The sequence below is a fragment of the Bradyrhizobium sp. CB2312 genome (assembly GCF_029714425.1).
GTDB lineage: Bacteria > Pseudomonadota > Alphaproteobacteria > Rhizobiales > Xanthobacteraceae > Bradyrhizobium.
On sequence record NZ_CP121668.1, the window covers coordinates 1,572,389 to 1,596,918 of the forward strand.

At 66.7% G+C, this 24,530-nt stretch carries 20 protein-coding genes; 12 read left to right on the top strand and 8 right to left on the bottom strand.

The window, feature by feature from the left end:
- The first annotated feature begins 123 nt into the window (after positions 1 to 123).
- Positions 124 to 3,426 carry a carboxyl transferase domain-containing protein gene (locus QA642_RS07545; RefSeq protein WP_283084100.1) on the top strand — a complete coding sequence of 1,101 codons (3,303 nt, stop codon included), beginning with the start codon at positions 124 to 126 and terminating at the stop codon, positions 3,424 to 3,426.
- 239 nt (positions 3,427 to 3,665) lie between these two features.
- Positions 3,666 to 5,522, top strand: coding sequence for a sigma-54-dependent Fis family transcriptional regulator (locus tag QA642_RS07550; RefSeq protein ID WP_283084101.1), 1,857 nt, complete (start codon positions 3,666 to 3,668; stop codon positions 5,520 to 5,522).
- A 200-nt stretch (positions 5,523 to 5,722) separates the two neighbouring features.
- On the opposite strand, the gene QA642_RS07555 is transcribed toward QA642_RS07550, so the two are convergent.
- On the bottom strand, positions 5,723 to 6,277 hold the full coding sequence (locus tag QA642_RS07555) for a flavin reductase family protein (protein ID WP_283084102.1): 555 nt from the start codon (positions 6,275 to 6,277) through the stop codon (positions 5,723 to 5,725).
- Between the two features lie 57 nt (positions 6,278 to 6,334).
- A complete protein-coding gene (locus QA642_RS07560) occupies positions 6,335 to 7,432 on the bottom strand; it encodes an LLM class flavin-dependent oxidoreductase (RefSeq protein ID WP_283084103.1) in 1,098 nt (365 codons plus the stop codon).
- Between the two features lie 218 nt (positions 7,433 to 7,650).
- Between QA642_RS07560 and QA642_RS07565 the strand changes: the two genes are divergently transcribed.
- From QA642_RS07565 to poxB, 3 genes are all read left to right on the top strand, one after another.
- Entirely contained in the window at positions 7,651 to 8,565 is a 915-nt protein-coding gene (locus QA642_RS07565; protein WP_283084104.1) for a 2-dehydro-3-deoxygalactonokinase, read from the top strand.
- A gap of 13 nt (positions 8,566 to 8,578) precedes the next feature.
- Entirely contained in the window at positions 8,579 to 9,211 is a 633-nt protein-coding gene (locus QA642_RS07570; RefSeq protein ID WP_283084105.1) for a 2-dehydro-3-deoxy-6-phosphogalactonate aldolase, read from the top strand.
- Between the two features lie 80 nt (positions 9,212 to 9,291).
- A complete protein-coding gene (gene poxB, locus QA642_RS07575; protein WP_283084106.1) occupies positions 9,292 to 11,028 on the top strand; it encodes a ubiquinone-dependent pyruvate dehydrogenase in 1,737 nt (578 codons plus the stop codon).
- A gap of 57 nt (positions 11,029 to 11,085) precedes the next feature.
- Here the strand turns inward: poxB and QA642_RS07580 are convergent, their stop codons facing one another.
- Positions 11,086 to 11,451 (bottom strand): hypothetical protein, encoded by a 366-nt coding sequence (locus tag QA642_RS07580; protein ID WP_283084107.1) that lies wholly within the window; start codon positions 11,449 to 11,451, stop codon positions 11,086 to 11,088.
- Between the two features lie 68 nt (positions 11,452 to 11,519).
- Positions 11,520 to 12,428, bottom strand: a complete 909-nt coding sequence (locus QA642_RS07585; protein WP_283084108.1) for a hotdog domain-containing protein — start codon at positions 12,426 to 12,428, stop codon at positions 11,520 to 11,522.
- 141 nt (positions 12,429 to 12,569) lie between these two features.
- Here QA642_RS07585 and QA642_RS07590 point away from each other — a divergent pair, with 141 nt between their 5' ends.
- Positions 12,570 to 12,881, top strand: coding sequence for a hypothetical protein (locus QA642_RS07590; RefSeq protein WP_283084109.1), 312 nt, complete (start codon positions 12,570 to 12,572; stop codon positions 12,879 to 12,881).
- A 99-nt stretch (positions 12,882 to 12,980) separates the two neighbouring features.
- Here QA642_RS07590 and QA642_RS07595 read toward each other — a convergent pair whose 3' ends face one another.
- Together QA642_RS07595 and QA642_RS07600 are read right to left on the bottom strand one after the other, a co-directional pair.
- Positions 12,981 to 14,450: an amidase gene (locus tag QA642_RS07595; protein WP_283084110.1), complete on the bottom strand. Its 1,470-nt coding sequence runs from the start codon at positions 14,448 to 14,450 to the stop codon at positions 12,981 to 12,983.
- Between the two features lie 111 nt (positions 14,451 to 14,561).
- Positions 14,562 to 15,662 carry a ring-opening amidohydrolase gene (locus tag QA642_RS07600; RefSeq protein ID WP_283084111.1) on the bottom strand — a complete coding sequence of 367 codons (1,101 nt, stop codon included), beginning with the start codon at positions 15,660 to 15,662 and terminating at the stop codon, positions 14,562 to 14,564.
- 334 nt (positions 15,663 to 15,996) lie between these two features.
- On the opposite strand from QA642_RS07600, the gene QA642_RS07605 reads away from it, so the two are divergent.
- The 4 genes from QA642_RS07605 to QA642_RS07620 all read left to right on the top strand — a co-directional run bounded on the left by QA642_RS07605 (position 15,997) and on the right by QA642_RS07620 (position 21,068).
- Positions 15,997 to 18,327 carry a Tex family protein gene (locus QA642_RS07605; protein ID WP_283084112.1) on the top strand — a complete coding sequence of 777 codons (2,331 nt, stop codon included), beginning with the start codon at positions 15,997 to 15,999 and terminating at the stop codon, positions 18,325 to 18,327.
- 342 nt (positions 18,328 to 18,669) lie between these two features.
- Positions 18,670 to 19,221 carry a hypothetical protein gene (locus QA642_RS07610; RefSeq protein WP_283084113.1) on the top strand — a complete coding sequence of 184 codons (552 nt, stop codon included), beginning with the start codon at positions 18,670 to 18,672 and terminating at the stop codon, positions 19,219 to 19,221.
- Positions 19,222 to 19,321: 100 nt separating this feature from the next.
- Entirely contained in the window at positions 19,322 to 20,014 is a 693-nt protein-coding gene (locus QA642_RS07615; RefSeq protein ID WP_027563808.1) for a response regulator transcription factor, read from the top strand.
- Positions 20,001 to 21,068, top strand: a complete 1,068-nt coding sequence (locus tag QA642_RS07620; RefSeq protein WP_283084114.1) for a HAMP domain-containing sensor histidine kinase — start codon at positions 20,001 to 20,003, stop codon at positions 21,066 to 21,068. The genes QA642_RS07615 and QA642_RS07620 overlap by 14 nt, the downstream gene beginning before the upstream one ends.
- On the opposite strand, the gene QA642_RS07625 is transcribed toward QA642_RS07620, so the two are convergent.
- Together QA642_RS07625 and QA642_RS07630 are read right to left on the bottom strand one after the other, a co-directional pair.
- Positions 21,063 to 21,434: a helix-turn-helix transcriptional regulator gene (locus tag QA642_RS07625; RefSeq protein WP_283084115.1), complete on the bottom strand. Its 372-nt coding sequence runs from the start codon at positions 21,432 to 21,434 to the stop codon at positions 21,063 to 21,065. The two genes, QA642_RS07620 and QA642_RS07625, sit on opposite strands and share 6 nt — an antisense overlap.
- Complete coding sequence (locus QA642_RS07630; RefSeq protein WP_283084116.1) at positions 21,431 to 22,297, bottom strand: S1C family serine protease; 867 nt, start codon at positions 22,295 to 22,297, stop codon at positions 21,431 to 21,433. The genes QA642_RS07625 and QA642_RS07630 overlap by 4 nt, the downstream gene beginning before the upstream one ends.
- Positions 22,298 to 22,538: 241 nt before the next feature.
- On the opposite strand from QA642_RS07630, the gene QA642_RS07635 reads away from it, so the two are divergent.
- Complete coding sequence (locus QA642_RS07635) at positions 22,539 to 23,504, top strand: VOC family protein (RefSeq protein WP_283084117.1); 966 nt, start codon at positions 22,539 to 22,541, stop codon at positions 23,502 to 23,504.
- A 77-nt stretch (positions 23,505 to 23,581) separates the two neighbouring features.
- On the top strand, positions 23,582 to 24,457 hold the full coding sequence (locus QA642_RS07640; RefSeq protein WP_283084118.1) for a dihydrodipicolinate synthase family protein: 876 nt from the start codon (positions 23,582 to 23,584) through the stop codon (positions 24,455 to 24,457).
- The last annotated feature ends 73 nt before the right edge of the window (positions 24,458 to 24,530 follow it).

Sequence of the window (24,530 nt, forward strand, 5' to 3'; positions counted from 1 at the left end):
TTCCGGCCTGCGGGACCGGTCATCGCGACCGGCTTTCCCGCCCTTGACGGCTGCGGCTAAAGTGAAGAAGCAGGATCATCGAACCTGCCGACCCGCGGCCCGCGCGGGCATGGAGATCGCCGCATGTCGTTCAAGAAACTCCTGATCGCCAACCGCGGCGAGATCGCCATCCGCATCGCGCGCGCGGCGGCCGATGCCGGCATCGCGACGGTCGCGATCCACCCCGCGGACGATGCGCTGTCGCTGCATGTCCGGGTTGCCGACGAGGCAGTCGAAATCCCCGGCCGCGGGGCGCGGGCCTATCTCGATATCGACGCTGTGGTGAAGGCGGCCAAGAGCGCGGGCTGCGATGCCGTTCATCCCGGCTACGGCTTCCTCAGCGAGAACGCGGCGTTCGCAAAAGCCTGCGCTGACGCGGGCATCTACTTCGTCGGACCCAAGCCGGCGGCGCTCGAACTGTTCGGCGACAAGGTCGCGGCGCGCCAGCTGGCAAAGCGTTGCGGCGTGCCGATCATCGCCGGCACCAGCGGGCCGTCGAGCCTCGAGGAAATCGCGGCATTCTTCGCCTCGCTCGGCAGCAATGCGGCGATCGTGATCAAGGCGATGGCCGGCGGCGGCGGTCGCGGCATGCGCATCGTCGAGAATGCGGCGGATCTGGCCGAGGCCTATGCGCGCTGCCAGTCCGAGGCGAAGGCCGCGTTCGGCTTCGACGGCGTCTATGCCGAGCGGCTGATCCGGCAGGCGCGCCATATCGAGGTGCAGATCATCGGCGACAAGCACGGCGCGATCTCTCAGCTCTGGGAGCGCGAATGCACCATCCAGCGCCGGCACCAGAAGCTGATCGAGGTGGCGCCGAGCCCGTCGCTCAGCGACGGCTTGCGCGGCCGTATCATCGAAGCGGCGAAGCAGCTCGCGGCTGCGGCCTCGTATGACAATCTCGGCACGTTCGAGTTCCTGGTCGACGGCACGGCCGAGGACAGCTTTGCTTTCATCGAAGCCAATCCGCGTCTCCAGGTCGAGCACACCGTGACGGAAGAGGTGCTCGGCCTCGATCTCGTCCGCGCCCAGCTCGCGGTCGCCGCCGGTGCCTCGCTGGCCTCGCTCGGTCTGGCACAAGGTTCGGTCACGAGGCCGCGCGGCTATGCGATGCAGCTCCGCGTCAACATGGAGACGCTGGACGAAACCGGCGCGACCCATCCGACCGGCGGCGTGCTCGCCGTGTTCGAGCCGCCGTCCGGGCCCGGCGTGCGCGTCGATAGTTTTGGTTATGCCGGCTACAAGACCAGCGCCGCCTTCGACTCGCTACTTGCAAAAGTCATCGTGCATACGCCGGGCGAGGCCTGGCATGACGTCGTCGCAAAGGCATCGCGCGCCTTGCGCGAGTTCCGGATCGACGGCGTCGTCACCAACATCGCCTTCCTTCAGGCCGTGCTGGCCCATCCTGATTTCAGGACCAACCGCATCGCGACCGATTTCATCGACCGCAACGTTGCGAAACTGGTCGAGGCAGCGGACGGGGCAGCCAAGCCGCTCTACTTCGCGGCGACCGAGCGCGGCGATCACGGCGCGGAAGCGCATATCGCGCAAGTCGTGCCCGAAGGCGCGGTGCTGGTCGCAGCGCCCTTGCAGGGCACCATCGTCACTATCCAGGCGAAGGAAGGCGAGATCGTCCGCCCCGGACAGCAGCTCGCCGTGATCGAGTCCATGAAGATGGAGCATCTGGTCATGGCCGAACAGGGCGGGCGGGTGACAAAACTCGTCGCCGGCGACGGCGTCACGCTGATGCATGGCGAGCCGATCATGTATCTCGAGCCGCTCGACGTCGCGGCTGACAGCGCCGCGGCGGAAGCCGACATCGATCTCGACCATATCCGCCCTGACCTCGCCGAGCTGATCGCGCGCCAGGCCAATACGCTTGACGCCAACCGCCCGGCCTCGGTCGAGCGACGCCGCAACACCAACCAGCGCACCGCGCGGGAAAACGTCGCGCAGCTCGTCGACGACGGCTCGTTCATGGAATATGGCAGCCTTGCGATCGCGGCGCAGCGGCGCCGGCGCAAGCTCGACGATCTCATCAAGAACACGCCGGCCGACGGCCTCGTCATGGGCGTTGCCACCGTCAACGCCGGGAAGTTCGGCGGAGACGCCGCGCGCTGCATCGTCGTGGCCTACGACTACACCGTGCTCGCGGGCACGCAGGGCCACATGAACCACAAGAAGATCGACCGCATGCTGACGCTTGCGGAAGACTGGCGCGTGCCGCTGGTGTTCTACGCGGAGGGCGGCGGCGGCCGGCCCGGCGACACCGACCGGCTCGGCATGACCGGCCTCGACGGCCCGTCCTTCGTGCAGTTCGCAAAACTCTCCGGCCTCGTGCCCGTCATCGGCGTCGTCTCCGGCTATTGCTTCGCCGGCAACGCGGCGATGCTCGGCTGCTGCGACGTCATCATCGCCACCAAGAACGCCTCGATCGGCATGGGCGGCCCGGCGATGATCGAAGGCGGCGGGCTCGGCGTCTATCATCCGGCGGAGGTCGGCCCTGTTACGTTCCAGTCGCCGAACGGCGTCATCGACATCCTGGTCGAGGGCGAGGAGGAGGCGACGCGCGTCGCGCAAAAGTATCTGTCCTATTTCCAGGGCGCGGTGCAGGACTGGGAGGTGGCCGACCAGCGCCTGCTCCGTCGCGCGATTCCTGAGAACCGGCTGCGCGTCTACGACATCCGCAGCGTGATCGACCTCGTCGCCGACAAGGACAGCGTGCTGGAGCTGCGCCGCGACTACGGCGTCGGCATGATCACCGCGCTGATTCGCATCGAAGGCAAGCCGTTCGGCCTGATCGCCAACAATCCGCGCCATCTCGGTGGCGCCATCGATGCCGATGCCGGCGACAAGGCGGCGCGCTTCCTCCAGCTCTGCGATGCCTTCGACCTGCCCATCGTCTCGCTCTGCGACACGCCCGGCTTCATGGTCGGGCCCGAGGCCGAGAAGACCGCGATCGTCCGCCACGTCTCGCGCATGTTCGTGACGGGCGCGAGCCTCACCGTGCCCTTGTTCGGTATCGTGCTGCGCAAAGGCTATGGCTTGGGGGCGCAGTCGATGATCGGCGGCGGCTTCCACGCCTCGTTCTTCACCGCGGCCTGGCCGACCGGCGAGTTCGGCGGCATGGGCCTGGAGGGCTATGTCCGCCTCGGCTTCCGCAAGGAGATGGAGGCGATCGCCGATCCCGAAGAGCGCGAGACCTATTATCGCAACAAGGTTGCCGAGCTCTACGCCAACGGCAAGGCGGTCTCGATCGCCTCGGTGTTCGAGATCGACAACGTCATCGACCCCGCCGAGACGCGGCGCTGGATCATGGCGGGCTTGCGCTCGGTGCCGAAGCCGGCGCCGAGGGCAGCGAAGAAGCGGCCGTGTATCGACACGTGGTGAGGGCGGTGCAGCAACGCGCGCTTTAACGATCTGGGCAATCTGCGTCCACACCGTCATGCCCGGGCTTGTCCCGGGCATCCACGTCCTTTCGCATGCGCGGCATAGACGTGGATGGCCGGGACAAGCCCGGCCATGACGATGAGGAGACAGCGCGCCGTGCTTGCGTTCCCGGTTCCCGATTGACATCCCCGCCCGTGCTGCCAGACTTTGCACGATAATATAGGGTGGAGACGTCCGCGATGGCCAGCCTTTCGGCCTCGAACCATGTCGCCCGTGTTCTGTCCGTCGCCAATCATGTGGCCGACGTCGATGCCTCCTCGCGTATCGCCAATTCGTGGCGGCGCTGCCTGATCAGCCACAAGCTCGATCCCGCCCGCCAAGGTCCGCCGCAGACGCTCACCGAGGCCGAGATCCGTCACGTCGCAGGACCCATGGAAGAGGTGATCAGGCTCGCGACGCCCGACCTCGACGATCTCGCCCGCGTGCTGCGCGATGCCGGCTATTGCGTCAACCTCGCTGACGCGAACGCGACCATGCTGTTCAGCCGCCTGCCCGGCGAGGCCGACGCGAAGATGTTCCTGGACTGGAAGATCTACACCGGTTCGAACTTCGCCGAGACGTTCGAGGGCACCAACGGGCTCGGCACCGCGCTTGCGGAGGAGAAGCCGATCCTGGTGCATCGCGACGAGCATTTCCGTGCGCAGTGGCGCATGTTCTCCTGCGCGGTGGCGCCGCTGTTCGACCAGGCCGGGCGGCTCGCCGGAGCCATCAACATCACCTCCTGCCGCGAGGATCTCGAGCGCACGGCGCATCAGCTGGCGCTGGCGGTGACGATGGAGGCGACGCGGCGGGTGGAGGGCGCGATCTTCCGCGGCCATTTCCGCAACGCCTGGATCGCGACCGTGCCGGGCGACGGCGGCAGCGGCCTCATCGCCTATGACGACGACCGCCGCATCGTGGGCGCCTGCCGCTCGGCGCGTGCGCTGCTCGGCCTTACCGATGGCATGATCGCCTCCGGCATCGATCTGTCGCGCTACCTCAAATTCGATCATCACGCCGGGCGCAGCGCGGACGATGTCGTCGCGCTGCGCCGCGCCGACGGCAGTGCCTTGGGCCAGGGCCATATCGCGCCGCCGCAGCGTGCAAGGTCGCCCGTTCCGCGGCGAGATGTGCCCGCGGATCGCTTCGACGCGCTGAACCGGCTCGCCGGCCGCGATCCAGGCCTCGTCAAAAGCGTCAAGCGTTTGAGGAGCATCGGCGATCACAATCTGCCGGTGCTGCTGCATGGCGAGACCGGCGTCGGCAAGGACGTGTTCGCACGCGCGATTCACGCCGCCAGCAACCGCGCGCGCAACGATTACGTCGCGCTGAACTGCGCGGCGATGCCGGAAAGCCTGATCGACGCCGAGCTGTTCGGCTACGAGGCCGGCGCCTTCACCGGCGCGCGGCGCGAGGGGTCGAAGGGTCTGATCGTGCAGGCCGATGGCGGCACGCTGTTCCTCGACGAGATCGGCGACATGCCAATCGCGCTGCAGACGCGCCTCTTGCGGGTGTTGGAGAACCGCGAGGTCTGGCCGCTCGGCGCGCGGAGGCCGGTGCCGGTTGACATCCGCCTGATCAGCGCCACCCATCGCGACCTCGGCCGCATGGCGGAGGAGGGCGCCTTCCGCGCCGACCTCTATTTCCGCCTGCGCGGCATGGAGGTGCGATTGCCGGCCTTACGCGATCGCGCCGACAGGGACGATATCATCCGCCAGATCGCGCGCGAGGAAGCGCCGAACTGTCGTCTTTCTGAAGAGGTCTGGGCGCTGCTCTCGGCCTATCCCTATCCCGGCAACATGCGTCAGCTCCGCCACGTGTTGCGGCTCGCCGGCTGCACGGCAGAGAACGGCGTCATCACGGATGCGGACCTCGATCTGCCGCCGTTCGGCGGACGAGGAGCGGAGCCCGATCTGGTAGCGGCCGAGCGCGCCACGATCGTCGAGGTCTTGCGCAAGCACAGCGGCCGCGTCACCGAAGCGGCCCGCGCGCTGAAGCTCAGCCGCGCCACGCTGTATCGCAAGATCAAGCAGCTGAAGATCGAGACGGCGCAGTAGGGTTTAATTGCACGCCGCGAGCATTCTTCCCCTCTCCCCTTGTGGGAGAGGGTGGCTCGCCGCTTAGCGGCGAGACGGGTGAGGGGTATCCATCCGCGAGTCCAATTCGCATTGGAATACGCAGAGACATACCCCTCATCCGGCGCTTCGCGCCACCTTCTCCCGCAAGGGGAGAAGGTGCAGCGAGCTAGCCGCGCCGCCTACGAAAAATCCGTCCAGCTCAGATGTCGCGAGTCGAGGTCGCCGACTGAAACGGTCTCGTGGATTTCGTCAGGGACGTGGAAACTGCTCCGCAGATAGACCAGCGGCCTCGCCGCGTCCGAATGCGATACCCCACGCACCTCGCCGACGAAGATCGAATGGGTCTCGGTTTCGAACTCCTGCGCCAGCACGCAGTCGAACGCGGCGACCGCATCGCTGAGCACGGGTGCGCCGGTCGCGCCGCGCGCCCACTGGCCGAAGGCAAAACGGTCGTCGCCGTTGACGCCCTTCTGCCCGCTGAAGGTCAGCGCCAGCAGCGCGTGATCCTCGTGCAGGAAGTTGATCGCAAAGGCGCCTTCCTCGCGGATGCGCGCATGTGCACTGGCGTTGCGGTTGACGCAGACGATCAGCGACGGCGGATTGTCGGACAGCGAGCAGGCCGACGTCACGGTCAATCCGGTGCGCTTGCCGTGCTCGGCGCCGACCGTGACCAGCGCCACCGCGCCTGCGCATTGGCGCATGGCCTGCTTGAAATCCTTTGCGTCGACGCTCACGCCGAAATCTCCGAAATGAAAGCGGGTGCGGCACGATCGCGCCGCACCCGCATCGGGTCAAGCTGCCTTGCGCGCGGAGCCGAGATGCGTCAGGCGCGGCATCACCTCGTTCTTGAGCAGCGAGAGCGAATGGTGCCAGGCTTCGGCCTTGTGCTTGTAGTCGAAGCCGAACACCAGCAGCACGCCGAAGCCGCCGACCTCGTCGTAGATCTTCTCGATCTTCTCGGCGACGGTCGCGGGCGAGCCGACGATCCAGTTCCGCTTGGCGCAATATTCGACCGTGACGTCACTGTCGGGCACGTCAGGTGCGTGCTTCAGATAGTCCTTGAAGCCGAAATGGCCGAGCAGCGGCAGGAAGTATTCGTGCATCATCCGGCCCATCATGTCGCCGGTCGAGAGCTTCCAGGCCTCTTCATCCGTGTCGGCGACGAACACCTCACGCACCAGCCGCCAGTCCTGCCGGTTCGGTTTGCGCCCGGTCTTGGCGGCGCCGATCTCGACCGAGTCCCAATGGCTGCCGACATAGGCCGGGTTGAGGTTGAGGCTCATCGGGATGAAGCCGCGCTCGCCCGCGAGCTTCAGCGTGTCCGAGTTCTTCGATAGCCCGGCAACGCCGATCGGCGGATGCGGTGCCTGCAGCGGCTTGATGTGCGGTTTCAGGAAGTCGAACATCGTGTCCGGCTTGGTCACCGTCCAGTATTTGCCCTTGTGGGTGAACGGCGCCGGCTCACTCCAGAGCTTCAGGATGATCTCCAGCGCCTCGCGGGTCATGTCGCGGTTCTGCCCGCTCATGCCGTCGACGTTGAACATCGCCCAGTCGCTCGGCAAGCCGCTCGCCGCGACGCCGAAATTGAGCCGGCCCTCGGACATATGGTCGAGCATCGCGACGCGGTTGGCGAGCTCGGCCGGGTGGTGATAGGGCAGCAGGAAGCCGCCCGGCCCGATGCGCAGGCGCTTGGTCTGCATCAAGGCCTGTGCGATCAGCAGGTCCGGCGTGGGATTGGGTTCCCAGGGCGCGGTGTGGTGCTCGCCGACCCAGGCCTCCTGATAGCCGAGCTCGTCGAGCCAGCGCATGACTTGCAGGTCCCAGTCGTTCCCTTCCTTCAGGCCGCACTCCGGCGGATGCGAAGGCATCGTGAAATAGCCGATCTCCATGGGTTTCCTCATCTGATGTTGACGCGTCTTGCTGCGCGGTTCACGGACGTGAGTGGAGAGGCTTCAGCAAGGCGTGTGCCAGCGCGGACCACAGCTCAGACCTGCGAGAAAAGGCTGGTTTGCGGCCGCAATAGCCGATATCCCGGGGCTGATTTGCGAGGCCCCGTCTCATTGTCGCGAGACGGCGTCTTGCCGCTGAGACAAGGATACGCGCCACGATGACCGAACCCGCTTTTGTCGCGGTGGACTGGGGCACCAGCAGTTTTCGCCTGTGGCTGGTCGACCGCGCCGGTCAGGTTCTGGCGGAGCGCCGCAGCGGCGAGGGCATGCTGACGGCGGCGAAGGCCGGCTTCTCCGGCGTGCTTCAGTCGCATCTTCGAGCAGTCGAGGCGCCCGATCCTCTGCCCGTTCTCGTCTGCGGCATGGCCGGCGCAAAAACCGGTTGGGTCGAGGCCGGCTATGTCGACACGCCGGCGCCGCTCGCCGCCATCCTGAAGCAGGCCGCGCGCGTGCCGGGCGAGGCGCGCGACATCCGCATCCTGCCGGGCATCGCGCAGCGCGACGCCAGCGCACCGGACGTGATGCGCGGCGAGGAGACGCAGCTGCTCGGCGCGCTTGGCCTCGATGCCGCCGGCGAGGCGCTGGTCTGCATGCCCGGCACCCATTCGAAGTGGGTGCGGCTGATGGACGGTACGGTCGCTCATTTTTCCACCTTCATGACCGGTGAGCTCTTCAGCGTCGTTTCGCGCGAGACGATCTTGTCGCTCGCGGTTGCCAATGCCGACGACGCTGAAGATGTCGCGAGCTTCAAGGCGGCGGTGAAAGCTGCGTTCGAAGCTCCGGCCTTCGCCGCCAATCTCCTGTTCGGGGCGCGGGCGCGGCAGCTGCTGTTCGGCGGCACGCCGGCTGCGGCGCGCGAAACGCTGTCGGGCACCTTGATCGGCGCCGAGCTTGCCGCGGGGCTCTCGGGTACGGTGCCGAAAGCGGGCATCACGCTGATTGCGTCGGGGCGGCTTGCGACGCTGTACCGGCTCGCCTTCGATGCGCTGTCGGTCACCGTGCAGCCGGTCGATGCGGATGAAGCGGTCCGCCGCGGCCTGTCGATGGCCGCTGCGGCGATCTGGACCAAGTAAAAGGATTTTTGAGATGAGCGTTCCCTTTCCGCCGATGCAGCGTCCGCTGGTCGCGATCCTGCGTGGCGTCAAGCCGGAGGAGACCGGGGCCATCGTCGGCGTGCTCATCGAGGCCGGCATGACCGCGATCGAGATTCCCTTGAACTCGCCCGATCCGTTCCGCTCCATTGCAACAGCCGTGAAGCTCGCGCCGGCCGGCGTACTGATCGGCGCCGGGACGGTCCTGACTGCCGCAGACGTCGACCGCCTCAACGATGTCGGCGGCAAGCTGATGGTCTCGCCCAATGTCGATACTGACGTGCTGGCGCGCGCGCATCAGCACGGCATGGTGACCTTGCCCGGCGTGTTCTCGCCGACCGAGGCGCTGCTCGCGGCACGCTCCGGCGCATCGGGCCTGAAATTCTTTCCGGCGAGCGTGCTGGGGGCATCTGGCATAGCGGCGATTCGCGCCGTGCTGCCGGCGGGCGTGATGATCGCCGCCGTCGGCGGCGTCTCCGATCAGAACTTTGCCGAGTACATCAAGGGTGGCGTGACGGCGTTCGGGCTGGGCTCGAGCCTCTACAAGCCCGGCATGTCGGCCGCCGATGTCGCGGCGCGCGCGAAGGCGACGATTGTGGCCTATGATCGGGCGATTGCGAAAGACTGAAGCACCAATAAACCAGCCGTGATGCCGTCACGGTCGCGCTTTATCCTATCTTGCTCTACCGGCGAGATCAGGAGACCGACATGACGATCAACAATGTGGCCGATCTGTTCGTGGCGACACTCGAACAGGCCGGCGTCAAACGCATCTACGGCATCGTCGGCGACAGCCTGAACGCCCTCACCGAGGCGCTGCGCCGCCGCGCCACTATCGAGTGGATCCATGTCCGGCACGAGGAGGTCGCGGCCTTCGCGGCCGCCGGCGAAGCCGAGATGACGGGAAACCTCGCGGTCTGCGCGGGTTCCTGCGGCCCGGGTAATCTGCATCTGATCAACGGCCTGTTCGACGCGCATCGCAGCCGTGTTCCCGTGCTGGCGATCGCGGCGCAAATTCCGACCGCAGAGATCGGCGGCGGCTATTTCCAGGAGACACATCCGCAAAACCTCTTTCGCGAATGCAGCCATTATTGCGAGCTGGTCTCGGACGCGAGCCAGCTTCCTTATGTGCTGGAGAACGCGATCCGCGCGGCGGTCGGTCTGCGCGGCGTCGCCGTCGTCGCCATGCCCGGCGATGTCGCCTTCCGCTCGCCGCCCAAGCGCGAGATATCGACGATGCGCGGGCTTGCGCTGGTCGCGCCAAAGGTCGTGCCGCAGGCCGATGAGCTCAAGGCGTTGGCGGATCTCCTCAACGGCGCCGAGCGCATCACGCTGTTCTGCGGCCGCGGCTGTGCCGGTGCGCATGCGCCGCTGATGCAGCTCGCAGAGAGCCTCAAGAGCCCGATCGTGCACGCGCTCGGCGGCAAGGAGCATGTCGAATACGACAACCCCTACGATGTCGGCATGACCGGCTTCATCGGTTTCTCCTCGGGCTATGCCGCCATGCACGCCTGCGACGCGCTGGTGATGCTCGGCACCGATTTCCCCTACAAGCAATTCTTCCCGACCGATGCGAAGGTCGCGCAGATCGACATCCGTCCGGAAAATCTCGGCCGACGCTGCAAGATCGATATCGGCCTCGTCGGCGACGTCAGGCTGACCATCGAGGCGCTGCTGCCGCTGCTCAAGACCAAGACGCAGCGCCGGCATCTCGACGATGCGGTCGCGCACTACAAGAGGGCGCGCGAGGGCCTGGACTCGCTTGCGAAGGGCACGCCCGGTAGCAAGCCGATCCATCCGCAATATCTGGCCAAGGTCATCAGCGACCACGCGTCCGACGATGCCGTGTTCACCGCCGATGTCGGCACGCCCACGGTGTGGGCCGCACGCTATCTCGACATGAACGGCCGGCGCCGATTGATCGGCTCGTTCGCGCACGGCTCGATGGCCAACGCCATGCCGCAGGCGATCGGCGCGCAGGCTGCGCAGCCCGCCCGGCAGGTGATCTCGCTCTCGGGCGACGGCGGCTTCACCATGCTGATGGGCGACCTGATCACGCTGACGCAGATGAAGCTGCCGGTGAAGGTCGTCGTCTTCAACAACGGCGTGCTCGGCTTCGTCGCGCTGGAGATGAAGGCGGCGGGCTTCGTCGACACCAATGTCGATCTGGAGAATCCCGACTTCGCGGCGATGGCGCGTGCGATGGGCATCTTCGCCAAACGCGTCGAAGACCCCGGCGAGCTGCCGGGCGCGACGAAGGAGATGCTGGCGCACAATGGCCCCGCGGTGCTCGATGTCGTCACCGCGAAGCAGGAGCTGTCGATGCCACCGACCATCACGGCCGAGCAGGTCAAGGGCTTCAGCCTCTGGGTGTTGCGCGCCGTGATGAACGGCCGCGGCGACGAGGTGCTCGACCTCGCGAAGACCAATCTGCTGCCGCGGTGATTTCAGCTGAGGAAGTTCGGTTCACCTCTCCCCGTCGGGGAGAAGTGGGCACCCGATTCAGCTGCGCTTTGCGGACGGCAGTGGCAGCCGCTCGTGGCGGCGTTGGAAGCGCTGCCAGTGCAGCACGATGCCGATCAGCAAGGCCGGCAGGAAGCCGAGCGCGATCAGGAAATGCGGCAGCTGCGTCGGCGAGATGAACGCCATGGCGATGTCGGATATCAGCCAGAGCGCCGCGAACATCACCGCGAAATCGGTGCGTGGGCAGCGCAGATAGTAGAACACGGCGGTGATGACGATGGCGGGCCCGATCGCAATCCCGATCATCACCGCCGTCAGCTCTTTCGGCGTCAACGCGTCGAGCACCATCGCTGCCAGCAGCCAGAGCGCGGCGAACATGGCGACGATGTCGAGCGGATGCCGCAACCCAATACCTCTCGCAGGAAATGCGCTATCGTTGTGGCCCGGCCCCCTGCCGTCAAGGGAAAATACGCCTATTCCTCGTCGCTTCCGGGCGTTGGCCGCAGCATCAAATGGCCGAAAGCGGTGGCGATCGGCTTGTCCGCATCGTCTTGCCAGGCCCGCGCCTCGAAAGCGACGATGCGCCGGCCCTGCTTTACGATCGAGACATCGGCAATGCTGTCGAGCGCGCGGCCGGAACGCAGATAGTTGACGGTGAGCCCGATCGGCTTGGGCAGCGCGGCGATGCCGAGCTCGCGCGTTACGCCGACGATCGCGGTGGTCTCGAGAAAAGCGCCGGTCATGCCGCCATGGATCGCGGGCAGGATCGGGTTGCCGATGATTTTCGGCGAGAACGGCATGGTCAGCGTGCCGTCGTCATTGATGCGGATGCCGAGGCAGCGTGCGAACGGGCTGCTTGCGAACGGGCCGTCCGGATCCTCCGGTGCTTCCAGCGTCGGGATGCTGCGCGCATCCATCCTGCGGTCGGCGAGCATGTTGGTGCGGTTGGCGCCGATCATGAAGCAGGCGGTCGCGGTCGCGACCGGATCATCCTCGGACTCCTGATACGCCGTGGAGCGCACGAACGCGATCGAGCGCGTCGTACGGTAGCAGACCGAATGCGCCTTGATGTTGAGACCCGGCGTTGCCGGCTTCTGGTAGTCGATGCGCAAGTCCAGGGTTGCGATCGCTCGTGTGCCGTCGAGCGCGAGTTGCACGGCCATTCCGCAGCTCTCGTCCAGCATCGCGGTGACGACGCCGCCATGTAGCACGCCGGTCTCGCTATCGCCGACGAAGACGGGGCGGTAGGGCAGGCTGGACCAGGCCTCGCCGGGCGCAAAGCGGTCGAGCTGGAGCCCGCTGATATGGCCGTAATCGGAACGGCGGCCCTTGATCGCCTCGGCGAGTTCCTCGAAGGGGAGGGTGGCAGGTGGAGTGGACATGACGACGTTCTAGACCAGTGGCGGGCGCCGCGCAAAACCCCCGAATGCGCCGGCAGGCCGGGCCGGTTGGGCCTCGACAGGGCGGTCGGAAGCAACGATGGTGGGCGCTTCGTTCGTTTCGACCAGCCGCAAGGAGCGCCCATGACCGACCCCGAAACGCCCGCCCAGGGGCCCGTCACCATTTCGAGCTCGAGCTCGGAGCGCGCGCCGATCATCTATTTCGACGGCGCCTCCTGCTTCGGCCATCACAACGGCGCGATCCAGATCGAGCTCGCCGCGAACCTGCTGATGCCGGTCGGCGCCGCGGTCAGGGTCGACGTGGTCCAGACCGCGCATCTGCGTTGCAGCGTGGCCGCCGCGCTTGCCTTGCGTGAAGCGCTCGACAAGGCTCTGGCGATGTACAAGCAGGGCCAGCAGCAGCCGGCGGAGGAGATTCCGACGGTGAAGAATTGAGATCACCACGAAATCAGATCTCATCCTGAGGGCCCGCCAACGTCGGGCGTCTCGAAGGATGGCCGCAAGCGCGCGGCCCTCCGCAGCGAATAGCTTCGCCTAGCTCACATGCACCTTCGGCTTCTTGCCGCCGTTCCACTTGCCGTCGAGCGCGCGCTCGATCTGGGCGGCGAGTTGCAGCAACAGGCCGTCATTGGCCTGCTTGGCGATCGCCTGGATGCCGAGCGGCAGGCCGTGGTCTTGCGCCGCCATCGGCATCGAGATCGCCGGCATGCCGCAGAGATTGGCGAGCGGCGTGAAGGCGAAGAAGCGCCAGAGATTGCCGAACCAGTCGAGCACATCGGGATTGTCGGAGATGGTGAGATATTCTTTTGTGCCGACCTTCGGCGTCGGCAGCGCGGTGATCGGCGTCAGGATCACGTCCCACTGCTCGAAGAACGCGCCGAAGCCGCGCGAGGTGGTGTTGAATACGCCCTGCATCTTCGCGCGCTCGGCGAAGCTGGTGTGACGGCCGGCTTCCCAGATCCGGATATTCATGGGCTCGATCAGGTCTTCCGGCGGCTTTTCAAGCCCGCGCGCGGCGAGCATGTTGGAGATCACCACGGCAAAATTGCTGATGTAGCAGGTGGTCTGTGCCGCGAAGGCAGCGCGGAAGTCGAGCTCGGGCAGCGCGTAGTCGACGTGATGGCCGAGGCCTTCGAGGAAACGGCCGGTCTTCTCCAGCTCGGCGGCGATCTCCGGCGTCGCGGTGTAATCGCCCCAGGTGTGGGACAGCGCGATACGGAGCTTGCCCGGATCGCGCTTGATCATCTCCAAATAAGGCTGCGCCGTGGTCCAGAACGGCATGAACTCGCCGGGCGCGGGCCCACGGGCGTGATCGACGAAGGCGGCGGTGTCGCGCACCGAGCGCGACTGGCAGCCCTGGATCGAGACGAGGCCGGTGAGGTCGGACATGTGCGGCGCGAGCGAGAACACGCCGCGCGAGACCTTCAGGCCGATATTGCCGTTGACGCCGGCGGGAATGCGGATCGAGCCGCCGCCGTCGGTCGCGTGCGCGATTGGCACCACGCCGGCCGCGACCATCGCGGCGCTGCCTGCCGATGATCCACAGGTGGTGTAGTCGGTATTCCAGGGATTGCGCGTGACGTAGACGGCGGGATTGTCGGCCGAACTGCACACGCCGAATTCCGGCGTCGTGGTGCGCCCGATCAGGTTCAATCCCGCCTGGCGAAACTTGCCGGTAAGGAACGTGTCGGCGGCGGCGCGATTGCCGCGCATCAACAGCGAGCCCATCTCCTGGAGCCGGCCCTTCATGGTCGGGCCGAGATCCTTCATCAGGAAGGGCAGGCCTGCGAAGGGACCTGCGAGATTGGCGCCGTCTTTGGCGGGCTCGGCGATCACGTCCTCGAACAGCTCGACCACGCCCGACAGCGCCGGATTGACCTTGGCTACGCCGGCGGCCGCCTGCCGCGCCAGTTCCTTGGCCGTCAGCTCGCCCTTGCGGACGCGCGCCGCCAGCGCGACGCCATCGTGCTGCGCCCATTCATTCCAGCTCATCGGCAAAGTCATGAAGTCAAATCCCCTAAGATGCGGGCGCCACCTTTTTCGCAAGGGCCCGCATGAATCAACCGAGCCGGCGCGAAGGGCAGGGTTGCGCCGGGCGGAGGGGTCGCGGCGTCATTAAGGCAGCCGCGCGATGACCGCAACCGGCCCGCCGCCGGCCGGCCCCTGATGCTCGGCGCCGCCGGAGACGTAGATCGCGCCGGTGCCGGCAAGCCCCGCGATCAGGCCGCCGACCGCGGCGCGAGCATGGCGCGTCGAGCTGATGTCGGTGTCTTCCAGCATGGTGTGCCGGTAGCCGCGCACTGTGCCATCAGGCGAGGCCTCGGCCTTGGCGAAGATGTTGACGAGCTCGCGGCCCGGCTGCGGCGTCGTGCCAAGCCCGACGCTGTTCAGCGCCGACACCACTGCAGGGGCATCGATCGCATCACTCATCACGGCATGCCCGATCTCGAGCTCGCTCGCTGACGACGCCGAGTTGCCGAGCACGATGACGACATTGTGCATCAGCTCGATGCCTGATGAGGTCGAGGCGACGTTCGAGAACAGGTCGTGGCGCCGCAGCACGTCCTCATCGCGAATGTCAGATGAGGTCTCACCGAGCGCGACCGCAACCCCGAGCGCGGAGGCGCCGCGCGAATAGGCCATCGAGCTGTAGGAGCTCGTCGTCGCCGTCTTGTTGCCGCGCGCGATTGCCGCCGCGACCCGTTCGCTGGTGAGCAGCGGGCATTTGATCTGGACGAAATGAACGTCAGTGGGATCGGTGATGCCGGCATCGTCCATGGCGGCTTTCACGGCCGTGGCCGTCTCAGCGATCTGAGCGGTGCGGCCAAGCTCCTCGGGCAGGAAGTCTCTCGTATGCGCCATGCCGATGCTGAGCCGCTTGCCGGAGAGGCTGGCCGTTCGCTCGGCCTCGCGGCGCGTGAACACCGTGATATGCGGGCTGAGCACGCCTTCGGTGCCGCCGGACATCACGAAGGCGATGCGTTGCTCGACGGCCTCTGGCGACAGCCCGAGCTTGGGCGCCAATGCCGTGCACAGCGCGGCGACGGCGTATTCCCGCGTAAAATCGTTGACGCCGCCATTGCCCTCGGTCTTGCCGAGAATGGCGAGGATCGATGTGGGATCGATCGCGCCGGAGCCGATCAGGGCCATCAGGCCGGAGACGTCACCGGGGCCCCTGGTGGCGATCTTGAAGACGCCGACCGCAGTTGTCCGCATGATAGTCCTCGTGTGGAGTTCGGTGGTCCGGCAGATCAAACAGGCGCGGAACACGGGGCTGATGTCAAGCGGCACGCGTTCATCTCTGACCGTCACCCTGAGGTGCTCGCCTCCTCGGCGAGCCTGACGGGTCTGCTGTTCTGGTCTGCCGTGACGCAAGCGAGAAGCCGCCGACATCCCACGATTGTGGCGAGATCGCATCGGTCTGGCAAAAAAATCCCTTGTCGACGGTCTGTCGCGGTACCTTGATGAATCAACCTTGGTTGGTCCATAAGCGGCGTCCCGCGGCCGGATTTCGGTCTGCGTCGCGTGCTTGGATAGAGGGAATTCTCGCGTGGCAAATATCAACCAGAAAATTGCGCAGGAGCTTGGGGTTCGGGCCGAGCAGGTCGAGGCGGCGGTGACGCTGCTCGACGGCGGCGCCACGGTTCCCTTCATCGCCCGCTACCGCAAGGAAGCGACCGGCGCGCTCGACGACGCACAATTGCGCACCCTGGAGGAGCGCCTGGTCTACCTGCGCGAGCTCGAGGATCGCCGCAAGGCCATTCTGGAGTCGGTGCGCGAGCAGGGCAAGCTTGATGCCGCGCTCGAAGCGTCGATCATGGCCGCCGACAGCAAGGCGAGGCTCGAAGACATTTATCTGCCGTTCAAGCCGAAGCGCCGCACCAAGGCGGAAGTCGCCAAGGAAGCCGGCCTCGAGCCGCTCGCCAATCAGCTCATCGCCGAGCCCGGTAACGATCCGAAGGTTGTAGCCGAGGGCTTCATCAACGCCGAGAAGGGCGTTGCCGATGCCGCCGCTGCGCTCGACGGCGCGCGCGCCATCCTGGTCGAACGCTTCGACGAAGACGCCGACCTGATTGGCGCCTTGCGCGAAGACGTGTGGACCAATGCGCGCATGGCGTCCAAGGTGCGCGACGGCAAGAAATCCGAGGGCGAGAAGTTCGCCGACTATTTCGAGTTCTCCGAGCCACTGACGAAACTCCCCTCGCACCGCATCCTCGCGATGTTCCGCGGCGAGAAGGAAGAGATTCTCGATCTGCAGATTCAGGCCGAGGAAGCGCCGCCCGCGGGCGTTCCGGGCGCCTATGAACTGAAGATCATGAAGCGGTTCGGCATCGCCGACCTCAAGCGCGCCGGCGACCGCTGGCTGATCGACACCGTGCGCTGGGCCTGGCGCACCAAGATCCAGGTGCATCTCAACATCGATTTGCGCATGCGGCTCTGGAACGCGGCCGAGACCGAGGCCGTCCGCGTGTTCGCCTCCAATCTGCGCGACCTGCTACTCGCGGCGCCCGCCGGCACCCGCGTCACCATGGGTCTCGATCCTGGCTACCGCACCGGCGTCAAGGTCGCTGTCACCGACGCGACCGGCAAGGTCGTCGATACCGCGGTGATCTATCCGCATGAGCCGCAGCGGCAGTGGAACGAGTCGCTGGCGACACTCGGCCGGCTCGCCATGAAGCATCGCGTCGAGCTGATCGCGATCGGCAACGGCACCGCCTCGCGCGAGACCGACAAGCTCGCAGGCGATCTCGTCAAGGGCCTCGCCGAGCTGAAGATGTCCAAGATCGTGGTGTCGGAAGCCGGCGCGTCGGTCTATTCGGCCTCCGCCTTCGCCTCGGAGGAATTGCCCGGCCTCGACGTTACCCTGCGCGGTGCGGTCTCGATCGCCCGCCGCCTGCAGGATCCGCTCGCCGAGCTCGTCAAAATCGAGCCCAAGGCGATCGGCGTCGGCCAGTATCAGCACGACCTCGGCCAGGCCAAGCTCGCCAAATCGCTCGACGCCGTGGTCGAAGACTGCGTGAACGCGGTCGGCGTCGACGTCAACACCGCCTCCGCGCCGCTGCTGGCCCGCGTGTCGGGCGTCGGCACGGGTCTTGCCCAGAGCATCGTGGCGCACCGCGACGCCAACGGTCCGTTCAAGTCGCGCAAGGCGCTCAAGGACGTGCCGCGGCTCGGGCCGAAGGCGTTCGAGCAGTGCGCCGGCTTCCTGCGCATCCTCGGCGGCGAGGACCCGCTCGATGCCTCCGGCGTGCATCCGGAAGCCTATCCGGTGGTGCGCCGGATTCTCGCGGCGACCAAGAGCGACATCAAGGCGCTGATCGGCTCAAGCGAGATCGTTCGCACGCTCAAGCCGAAGGACTTCGTCGACGAGACCTTCGGTCTGCCGACCGTCACCGATATTCTGCGCGAATTGGAAAAGCCCGGCCGCGACCCGCGTCCGGCGTTCAAGGCCGCGGTGTTCAAGGAAGGCGTCGAGGAAATCAAGGACCTCCAGAAGGGCATGATCCTCGAGGGCACCGTGACCAACGTCGCCGCCTTCGGCGCCTTCGTCGACATCGGCGTGCACCAGGACGGCCTCGTGCATATCTCGGCGATGTCCAGGAACTACATCAAGGATCCGCGCGAGGTGGTGAAGCCCGGCGACATCGTCAAGGTGAAGGTGCTGGACTTCGAGGTGGCCCGCAAGCGCATCTCGCTCACCCTGCGCCTCGACGACGAGGTCGGCGCCAAGAAGGACGCGCCGGGCATGCAGCGCGACAACTCGCGCAACACGAGCCGCATGACCTCGTCGGCGCCGCGCAAGCAGGAATCGTCCGGCGGCGGCGCCCTCGCCGAAGCCATGCGCCGCGCCGCCGAGAAGAGCAACGGCAAGCGGGCTTGATTTCTTTAACCTCTCCCCGCCCTTTGCGGGGAGAGGTCGGAATTCGCGCGCAGCGCGGATTCCGGGTGAGGGGCAGTGCAAACTCTCGACCAGATCAATGGTCCATCCGGCTCCTGTGCGCCCTCAATTTAAATCGAATTCGTGGACACAGCCCCACCCTCTCAGCGCGAGCCAAGCTCGTCGCGCCCCCGCAAGAACGGGGAGAGGGAGTGCACGAGCTGGGCCTCCCTAACACCCGCGTCAGAATCTGGCGCGTTTGTAAGTTGAAGCTGCCCGTTCCTTCCCCTCATCTGATCATCCTCGTGCGGCGCGGTGACCGCCGCAGTGAAGGAGGATGCTTCGATGAACAACAGGCTTCTCAAAAGCTTCACCGCGGCGACGCTCGCAGCGATGATGGCGGTTGCTTCACCAGTGCTCGCGCGTGGCGGCGGTGGTGGCGGTGGCGGCGGACACGGCGGCGGCTTTGGCGGTGGCGGCTTTGGTGGCGGGGGCCATGGCGGCTTCGGCGGCGGCGGGCATTTCGGCGGCGGCGGCATGCATGGCGGAGGTTTCGGCGGCGGCATGCGTGGCGCAGGTTTCGGCGGCATGCGTGTCGGCGGGATGGGCGGCGCCAGCTTCGCCCGTGTCGGCGGGCCAGGCTTTGCTCGACCTGCCTTCGGCGGACCACGCTTCGCGCATGCGGCGATCGGACCGCGCTTTGCCGGCGCCGGCTGGCACGGCAGGACCTTCATCGGCCGCCACGCCTTCTTCCGGCATAATCACTTCCGTCGTTTCGCTTTCATCGGCGGGCCCTTCTACGCCGATTATTACAACTATTACGACGATGGCTGCTGGCGCAGGAGCTTGACGCCCTATGGCTGGCAATGGGTCAATGTGTGCGGAGACTATTGGTAGACGCATCGCCGTACCGCACCATTGTCGCGATCGCCACCGGGCGGTTCCGCTCAGCCCCGGAACGGGATAGTCTGGTGGCGATCGTCGCGCGGAGTTTCGCATGACCGGAGGTCACCGCCGCATCCTGGTCGTCGAGGACGATCCGGAAACCGCAGGCCAGCTCGTCGAGGAATTGACCACCTCGGGCTATGAGGTCGATCTCGCCGCGACCGGGCGCGAGGCCCTCAGCCACGGCGCGGCACGCGACTATGCCGTGATCACGATCGACCGGATGCTGCCCGATATCGACGGCATCACCGTGATGCGGCAGTTGCGCGATGACGGCATCGCCGCGCCCTTCCTGATCATCTCGGCGCTCGGCGAGGTCGATGACCGCGTGCGCGGCTTGCGCGCCGGCGGCGACGACTATCTCGTCAAGCCGTTCTCCTTCGTCGAGCTTCTTGCTCGTCTTGAGGCATTGGGCCGTCGCAGCGAGACCATCGCCAAGGAAACCATCCTGCGCGTCGGCGATCTCGCCGTCGACCTGATCGCGCGCAATGCCAGCCGCCGCGGCCGCAAGATTCCGCTGCTGCCGCGCGAATTCCAGCTGCTCGAATATCTCGTGCGCAACGAGGGGCGCGTCGTTTCCCGTGCGATGCTGCTCCAGCATGTCTGGGATCTGCATTTCGATCCTTCCACCAACATCATCGACGTCTATGTCGGGCGCGTCCGCCGCAAGGTCGACGATGCCCAGGCCTATCCGCTGATCCACACCATCCGCGGCATCGGATATTGCCTCCGTGCTCCTGGCTAAGACGCTCCGCTCCTCGACCTTTCGCCTGGCGCTGATCGCGATCGCGGTGTTCGGGCTGATCGTCGCGGCGATCATGGCCTATGTCTATTTCGGCACGCTTGCCTATGTGCGGAGCCGGGTCGGCAATGCCGGCGATCACGGCGACTTCACCGCGATGATCGGGCTCGCGATGTTCGCGGTCGCCTTGCTGCTGGCCATGCTGGCTGGCCTTGCGGCAGTGCTGGTGACGCGGCGCACGGTCGGCCGGATCGAGGAGATCAATGCCACCAGCCGCGCGATCATGCTGTCGGGCCTCGACCGGCGCATTCCCTTGCGCGGCAGCCACGACGAATGGGACCGCGTCGCCGAAAACCTCAACCAGATGCTCGACCGCATTGAGACCCTGATGGGCGAGGTCAAGCAGGTCAGCGACAATGTCGCCCATGATCTGCGCACGCCGCTGACACGGATGCGCGGGCGGCTGGAAAAGGCCTACCACACCCCGCGCAACAGCGAGGCCGACGCCGCGCTGATCGGCGACACCATCGCCGATCTCGATGCCGTGCTCGGCATGTTCGCCTCCATCACCCGGATCTCGGAGATCGAGACCCGCGCCCGCAAGGGCGCTTTCCGGAGGCTCAATCTCGTCGAGGTTGCCAGCGAGGTGGTCGAGCTCTACGACGCCGCCGCCGAAGAGGTCGCGACCCGTCTCAGCATCAGTGGCGACCGCGAGGTCTCCGTGACGGGCGACCGCGACCTGCTGTTCGATGCCATCGCCAATCTCGTCGACAATGCGATCAAGCACGGCCGCGCAGGCGGGCAGGTCACGGTGACCTGCCGCAGCGCCGAGGGCGGCGCTGACATCGCGATCGCGGATGACGGTCCGGGCATTCCCGCCGAGCAGCGCGATCACGTCTTCAAGCGTTTCACCCGGCTCGAACAGAGCCGCTACACGCCGGGCAACGGCCTGGGCCTCAGCCTCGTCGCAGCCGTCGCGCGCCTCCACGGCGCCGAGATAACCCTGCACGACAACGCGCCGGGTCTCACGGTCCGGCTCAGCTTCCCCACGTCATAGCTCGATCACGCCGCGGCGTGCGGCATGCGCGACCGCATCGGTGCGGCCGGTGGCATCGAGCTTGTCGAGCAGCGAGCCGACATGGAATTTCACCGTGTGCACGGAGATGTTGAGCTGCCGCGCGATCATCTTGTTGGAGGCGCCCTCAGCCATCAGCGCCAGCACGTCGAGCTCGCGCTGCGTCAGCGCGATATCCTCGGGCATGCGGCGCGGATCGCGCGCGATGACCGTCGCAGCAGCCTGCTCGCCCGGGGCGGCAAGACGAAGCCCCGCGACGCTGCCGAGCAGCGTTGCGAGGCGATCGGCAAGGGCGGGATCGTCGATCTCGAGGGACAGAACGATCTCCGGCGTCGTGTCCGCGCTCACGCCTCCGGCCTCTCGCCGATCGTGACCTTGAAGCTGGCCGGCTCGCCGCCGCGGCGCACCGCGACGTCGACCACCGTGCCGACGCTCGCCGGCCCCAATGTCCGCGACAGCGCCCGCACGCCTGAGAGTTTCTGGTCGTTGACCGCGACGATCACGTCGCCCTGGCGAATGCCGGCCGCGGCGGCCGGCCCCGCCTTGTCGACATTCATCACCATCGCGCCGACGCCGTCGTCGAGCCGCACCGGCTGGAGCCCGAGGCCGAGATAGCCGCGGGCGATGCGGCCGCGCGTCTCGAGCTGCGCCGCGACGCGCTCGATCGTCGCTGTGGGAATGACGAGCACGCGCCGCGGCCCGAGCACGGCCATGCCGAAGGCCTCGCCCGATGCATCGAGCGCGAGCCCGCCCTCCTGGCTATCGCGCAGGCGCACGTCGAGCTCGATCCGCGCATCGATGTCGCCGCCGCGTAGGGAGCGCCAGCCTTTGCCCGATGCCGATACCATTCCAAGCGCCGCGCTCGGGGCGTCGCGATCGGTGGTGACGACGACCGAGAGCGAGCCGAGGGCGGGCACCGTCGCGGCCCGTTTCACCGGCGCGATATTGGTATTGGCGCGCAGCAGCGCAATATCGGTGGTGTGGTCGCGACCGGCGATCGTGGCGGCGACAGCGCTGCCGTCGGGCAGGCCGATCTGGACCTCGCCCTCGTCGGCCAGCGCCTCGTCGGCGGTGACGATCAGGCCAGGCTTCCAGACGAAGCCGGTCGAGCGGGAGCGATGCGAATGCACGGAGACGATGGACGGCGCGGTGCGCGTCACGACGTCCGCGAGCGCGGACGAGAGTGAAGACAGAGGAGTGGGGTCGGTCATAGCGGGCTCCTGTAAGCTGCCCACAATCTGGGATGTCGCCGGCATTTGCGAAACTGGCCGGGTGGCCAGGACTTCGCGTCAGGACTTCGCGTCAGGACTTCGCGTCAGGACTTCGCGTCAGGACCTGGCTTCCGTAAGAACCACGGCCGACGAATATGTGATTGGGAGGCGCTCACGGGAACGTGTAGCAATCGCCAAATTGCACCGCCCGGCCTCGAGCCTTTTCCGCGAGCCCTGACTGATGACCATCGATCTCACCCGCCGCACCCTGCTTCAACTCGCCGGCGCCGGCTCGCTCGCGATGGCCGCCGCGGCGGCCGCCCGTGCCGAAGGCACGCCGCAGGGCGGCGGACCGACCTATGCCAGCCGTACGCCGATGCGGGTCGGCATGGTGACGCTGCGGGTGAAGAACCTGGACACGGTCGCGGATTATTACCGCGACGTGATCGGGCTCACCGTGATGGAGCGCTCCGCGACGGGTGCAAAGCTCGGCACGGCCGGCATCCCGCTGCTGGTGCTGGAGGCCCGTCCCGAGGCCGCGATTGAGTCCCGCAGCGCCGCCGGCCTCTACCACACAGCCTTCCTGATGCCGACGCGCAAGGATCTCGCACGCTGGCTGGTACACGCGGCCTCGCACCGCGTGAAGCTGTCAGGCTTTGCCGATCATCTCGTCAGCGAATCCGTCTATCTCGATGACCCCGAAGGCAACGGCATCGAGGTCTATGCCGACCGCGATCCCTCGCAATGGCAGTGGAGCGAGGGCAGCGTGAAGATGGCGACCGACGAGCTCAACATCCCCGACCTGTTGTCGCTGACCAATACGCGCGTGCCCGATTATGCCAAGGCGCCGGACGGACTGCGCATCGGCCACATGCATCTGCGGGTCGGCGATCTCGCGCAGGCGCAGAACTTTTACCATGGCACAATCGGCCTCGACCCGACCCGCAGCCGTAACGGCGCTGCGTTCCTGTCGTCGGGCCGCTATCACCATCATCTCGGCATGAACGTCTGGCAGAGCCAGGGCGCCGGTCAGCGCGACGAAACTGCGACGGGCCTTGCCTGGTTCTCGCTGGTGATGGCGAAGCAGGAGCTGCTCGCCGCGCAGGAGGAGCGCCTGCGCAAGGGCGGTGCGAAGGTCACGGCGCTTGCGGATGGCGTGGAGGCGATCGATCCCTGGGGCACGCGGGTGCGGCTGATCAAGGTTTGATCGCCGGCGCGGGCATTGGTAAGACCGGTCAGGCGCTAGCCAGCTTTCGTGGCCAGCTTTCCGGGGGCCCACCTGACATGACCGATTTCCACGGCGTCTTCCCCTATCTTGTCTCGCCCGTCGATGCGGATGGCGCGATCCGCACGCAGGTGCTCGCAAAGCTCTGCGACGATCTGGTCGGCGCCGGCGTGCACGGGCTGACCCCGCTGGGATCGACCGGCGAGTTCGCCTATCTCAATTCCGCGCAGCAGATGGCGGTCGTGCAGACCACGATCGAAGCCGCGAAGGGCCGCGTGCCGGTCGTGGCCGGCGTCGCCTCCACCTCGACGGCGGATGCGGTGGCGCAGGCGAGGGCGTACCAGAAGTGTGGTGCTAGCGGCATCCTGGCGATCCTGGAGGCGTACTTCCCGCTCGCCGATGCCCAGGTCGAATCCTATTTCCGCGCCATCGCGGACGCCGTGGACATTCCCGTCGTCATCTACACCAATCCGCAATTCCAGCGTTCCGATCTGACGCTCGACGTGATCGCGCGCCTCGCCGAGCATCCGCGCATCGGCTACATCAAGGACGCCTCGACCAATACCGGCCGGCTGCTCTCGATCATGAACCGCTGCGGCGATGGCTTGCGCGTGTTCTCGGCCTCCGCGCATATCCCCGCCGCGGTGATGCTGATCGGCGGGCTCGGCTGGATGGCGGGCCCGGCCTGCATCATCCCGCGCCAGAGCGTTGCGCTCTACGACCTCTGCAAGGCCGGCCGCTGGGACGAGGCCATGGCGCTCCAGCGCAGGCTGTGGCGCATCAACGAAGCCTTCGCCCGCTTCAACCTCGCCGCCTGCATCAAGGCCGGGCTTGCGATCCAGGGCTACGACGTCGGCGATCCCGTCCCGCCGCAGGCCCCGCTCACGGCGGATGCGCGCAAGGTCGTGGAAGCGGCTTTGAGGGAGCTCGATTAGCGAGCCGTCATTCCCGACACGATCAGTGCCGTAGGGTGGGCAAAGCGTAGCGTGCCCACGATCTTCGCGTCCG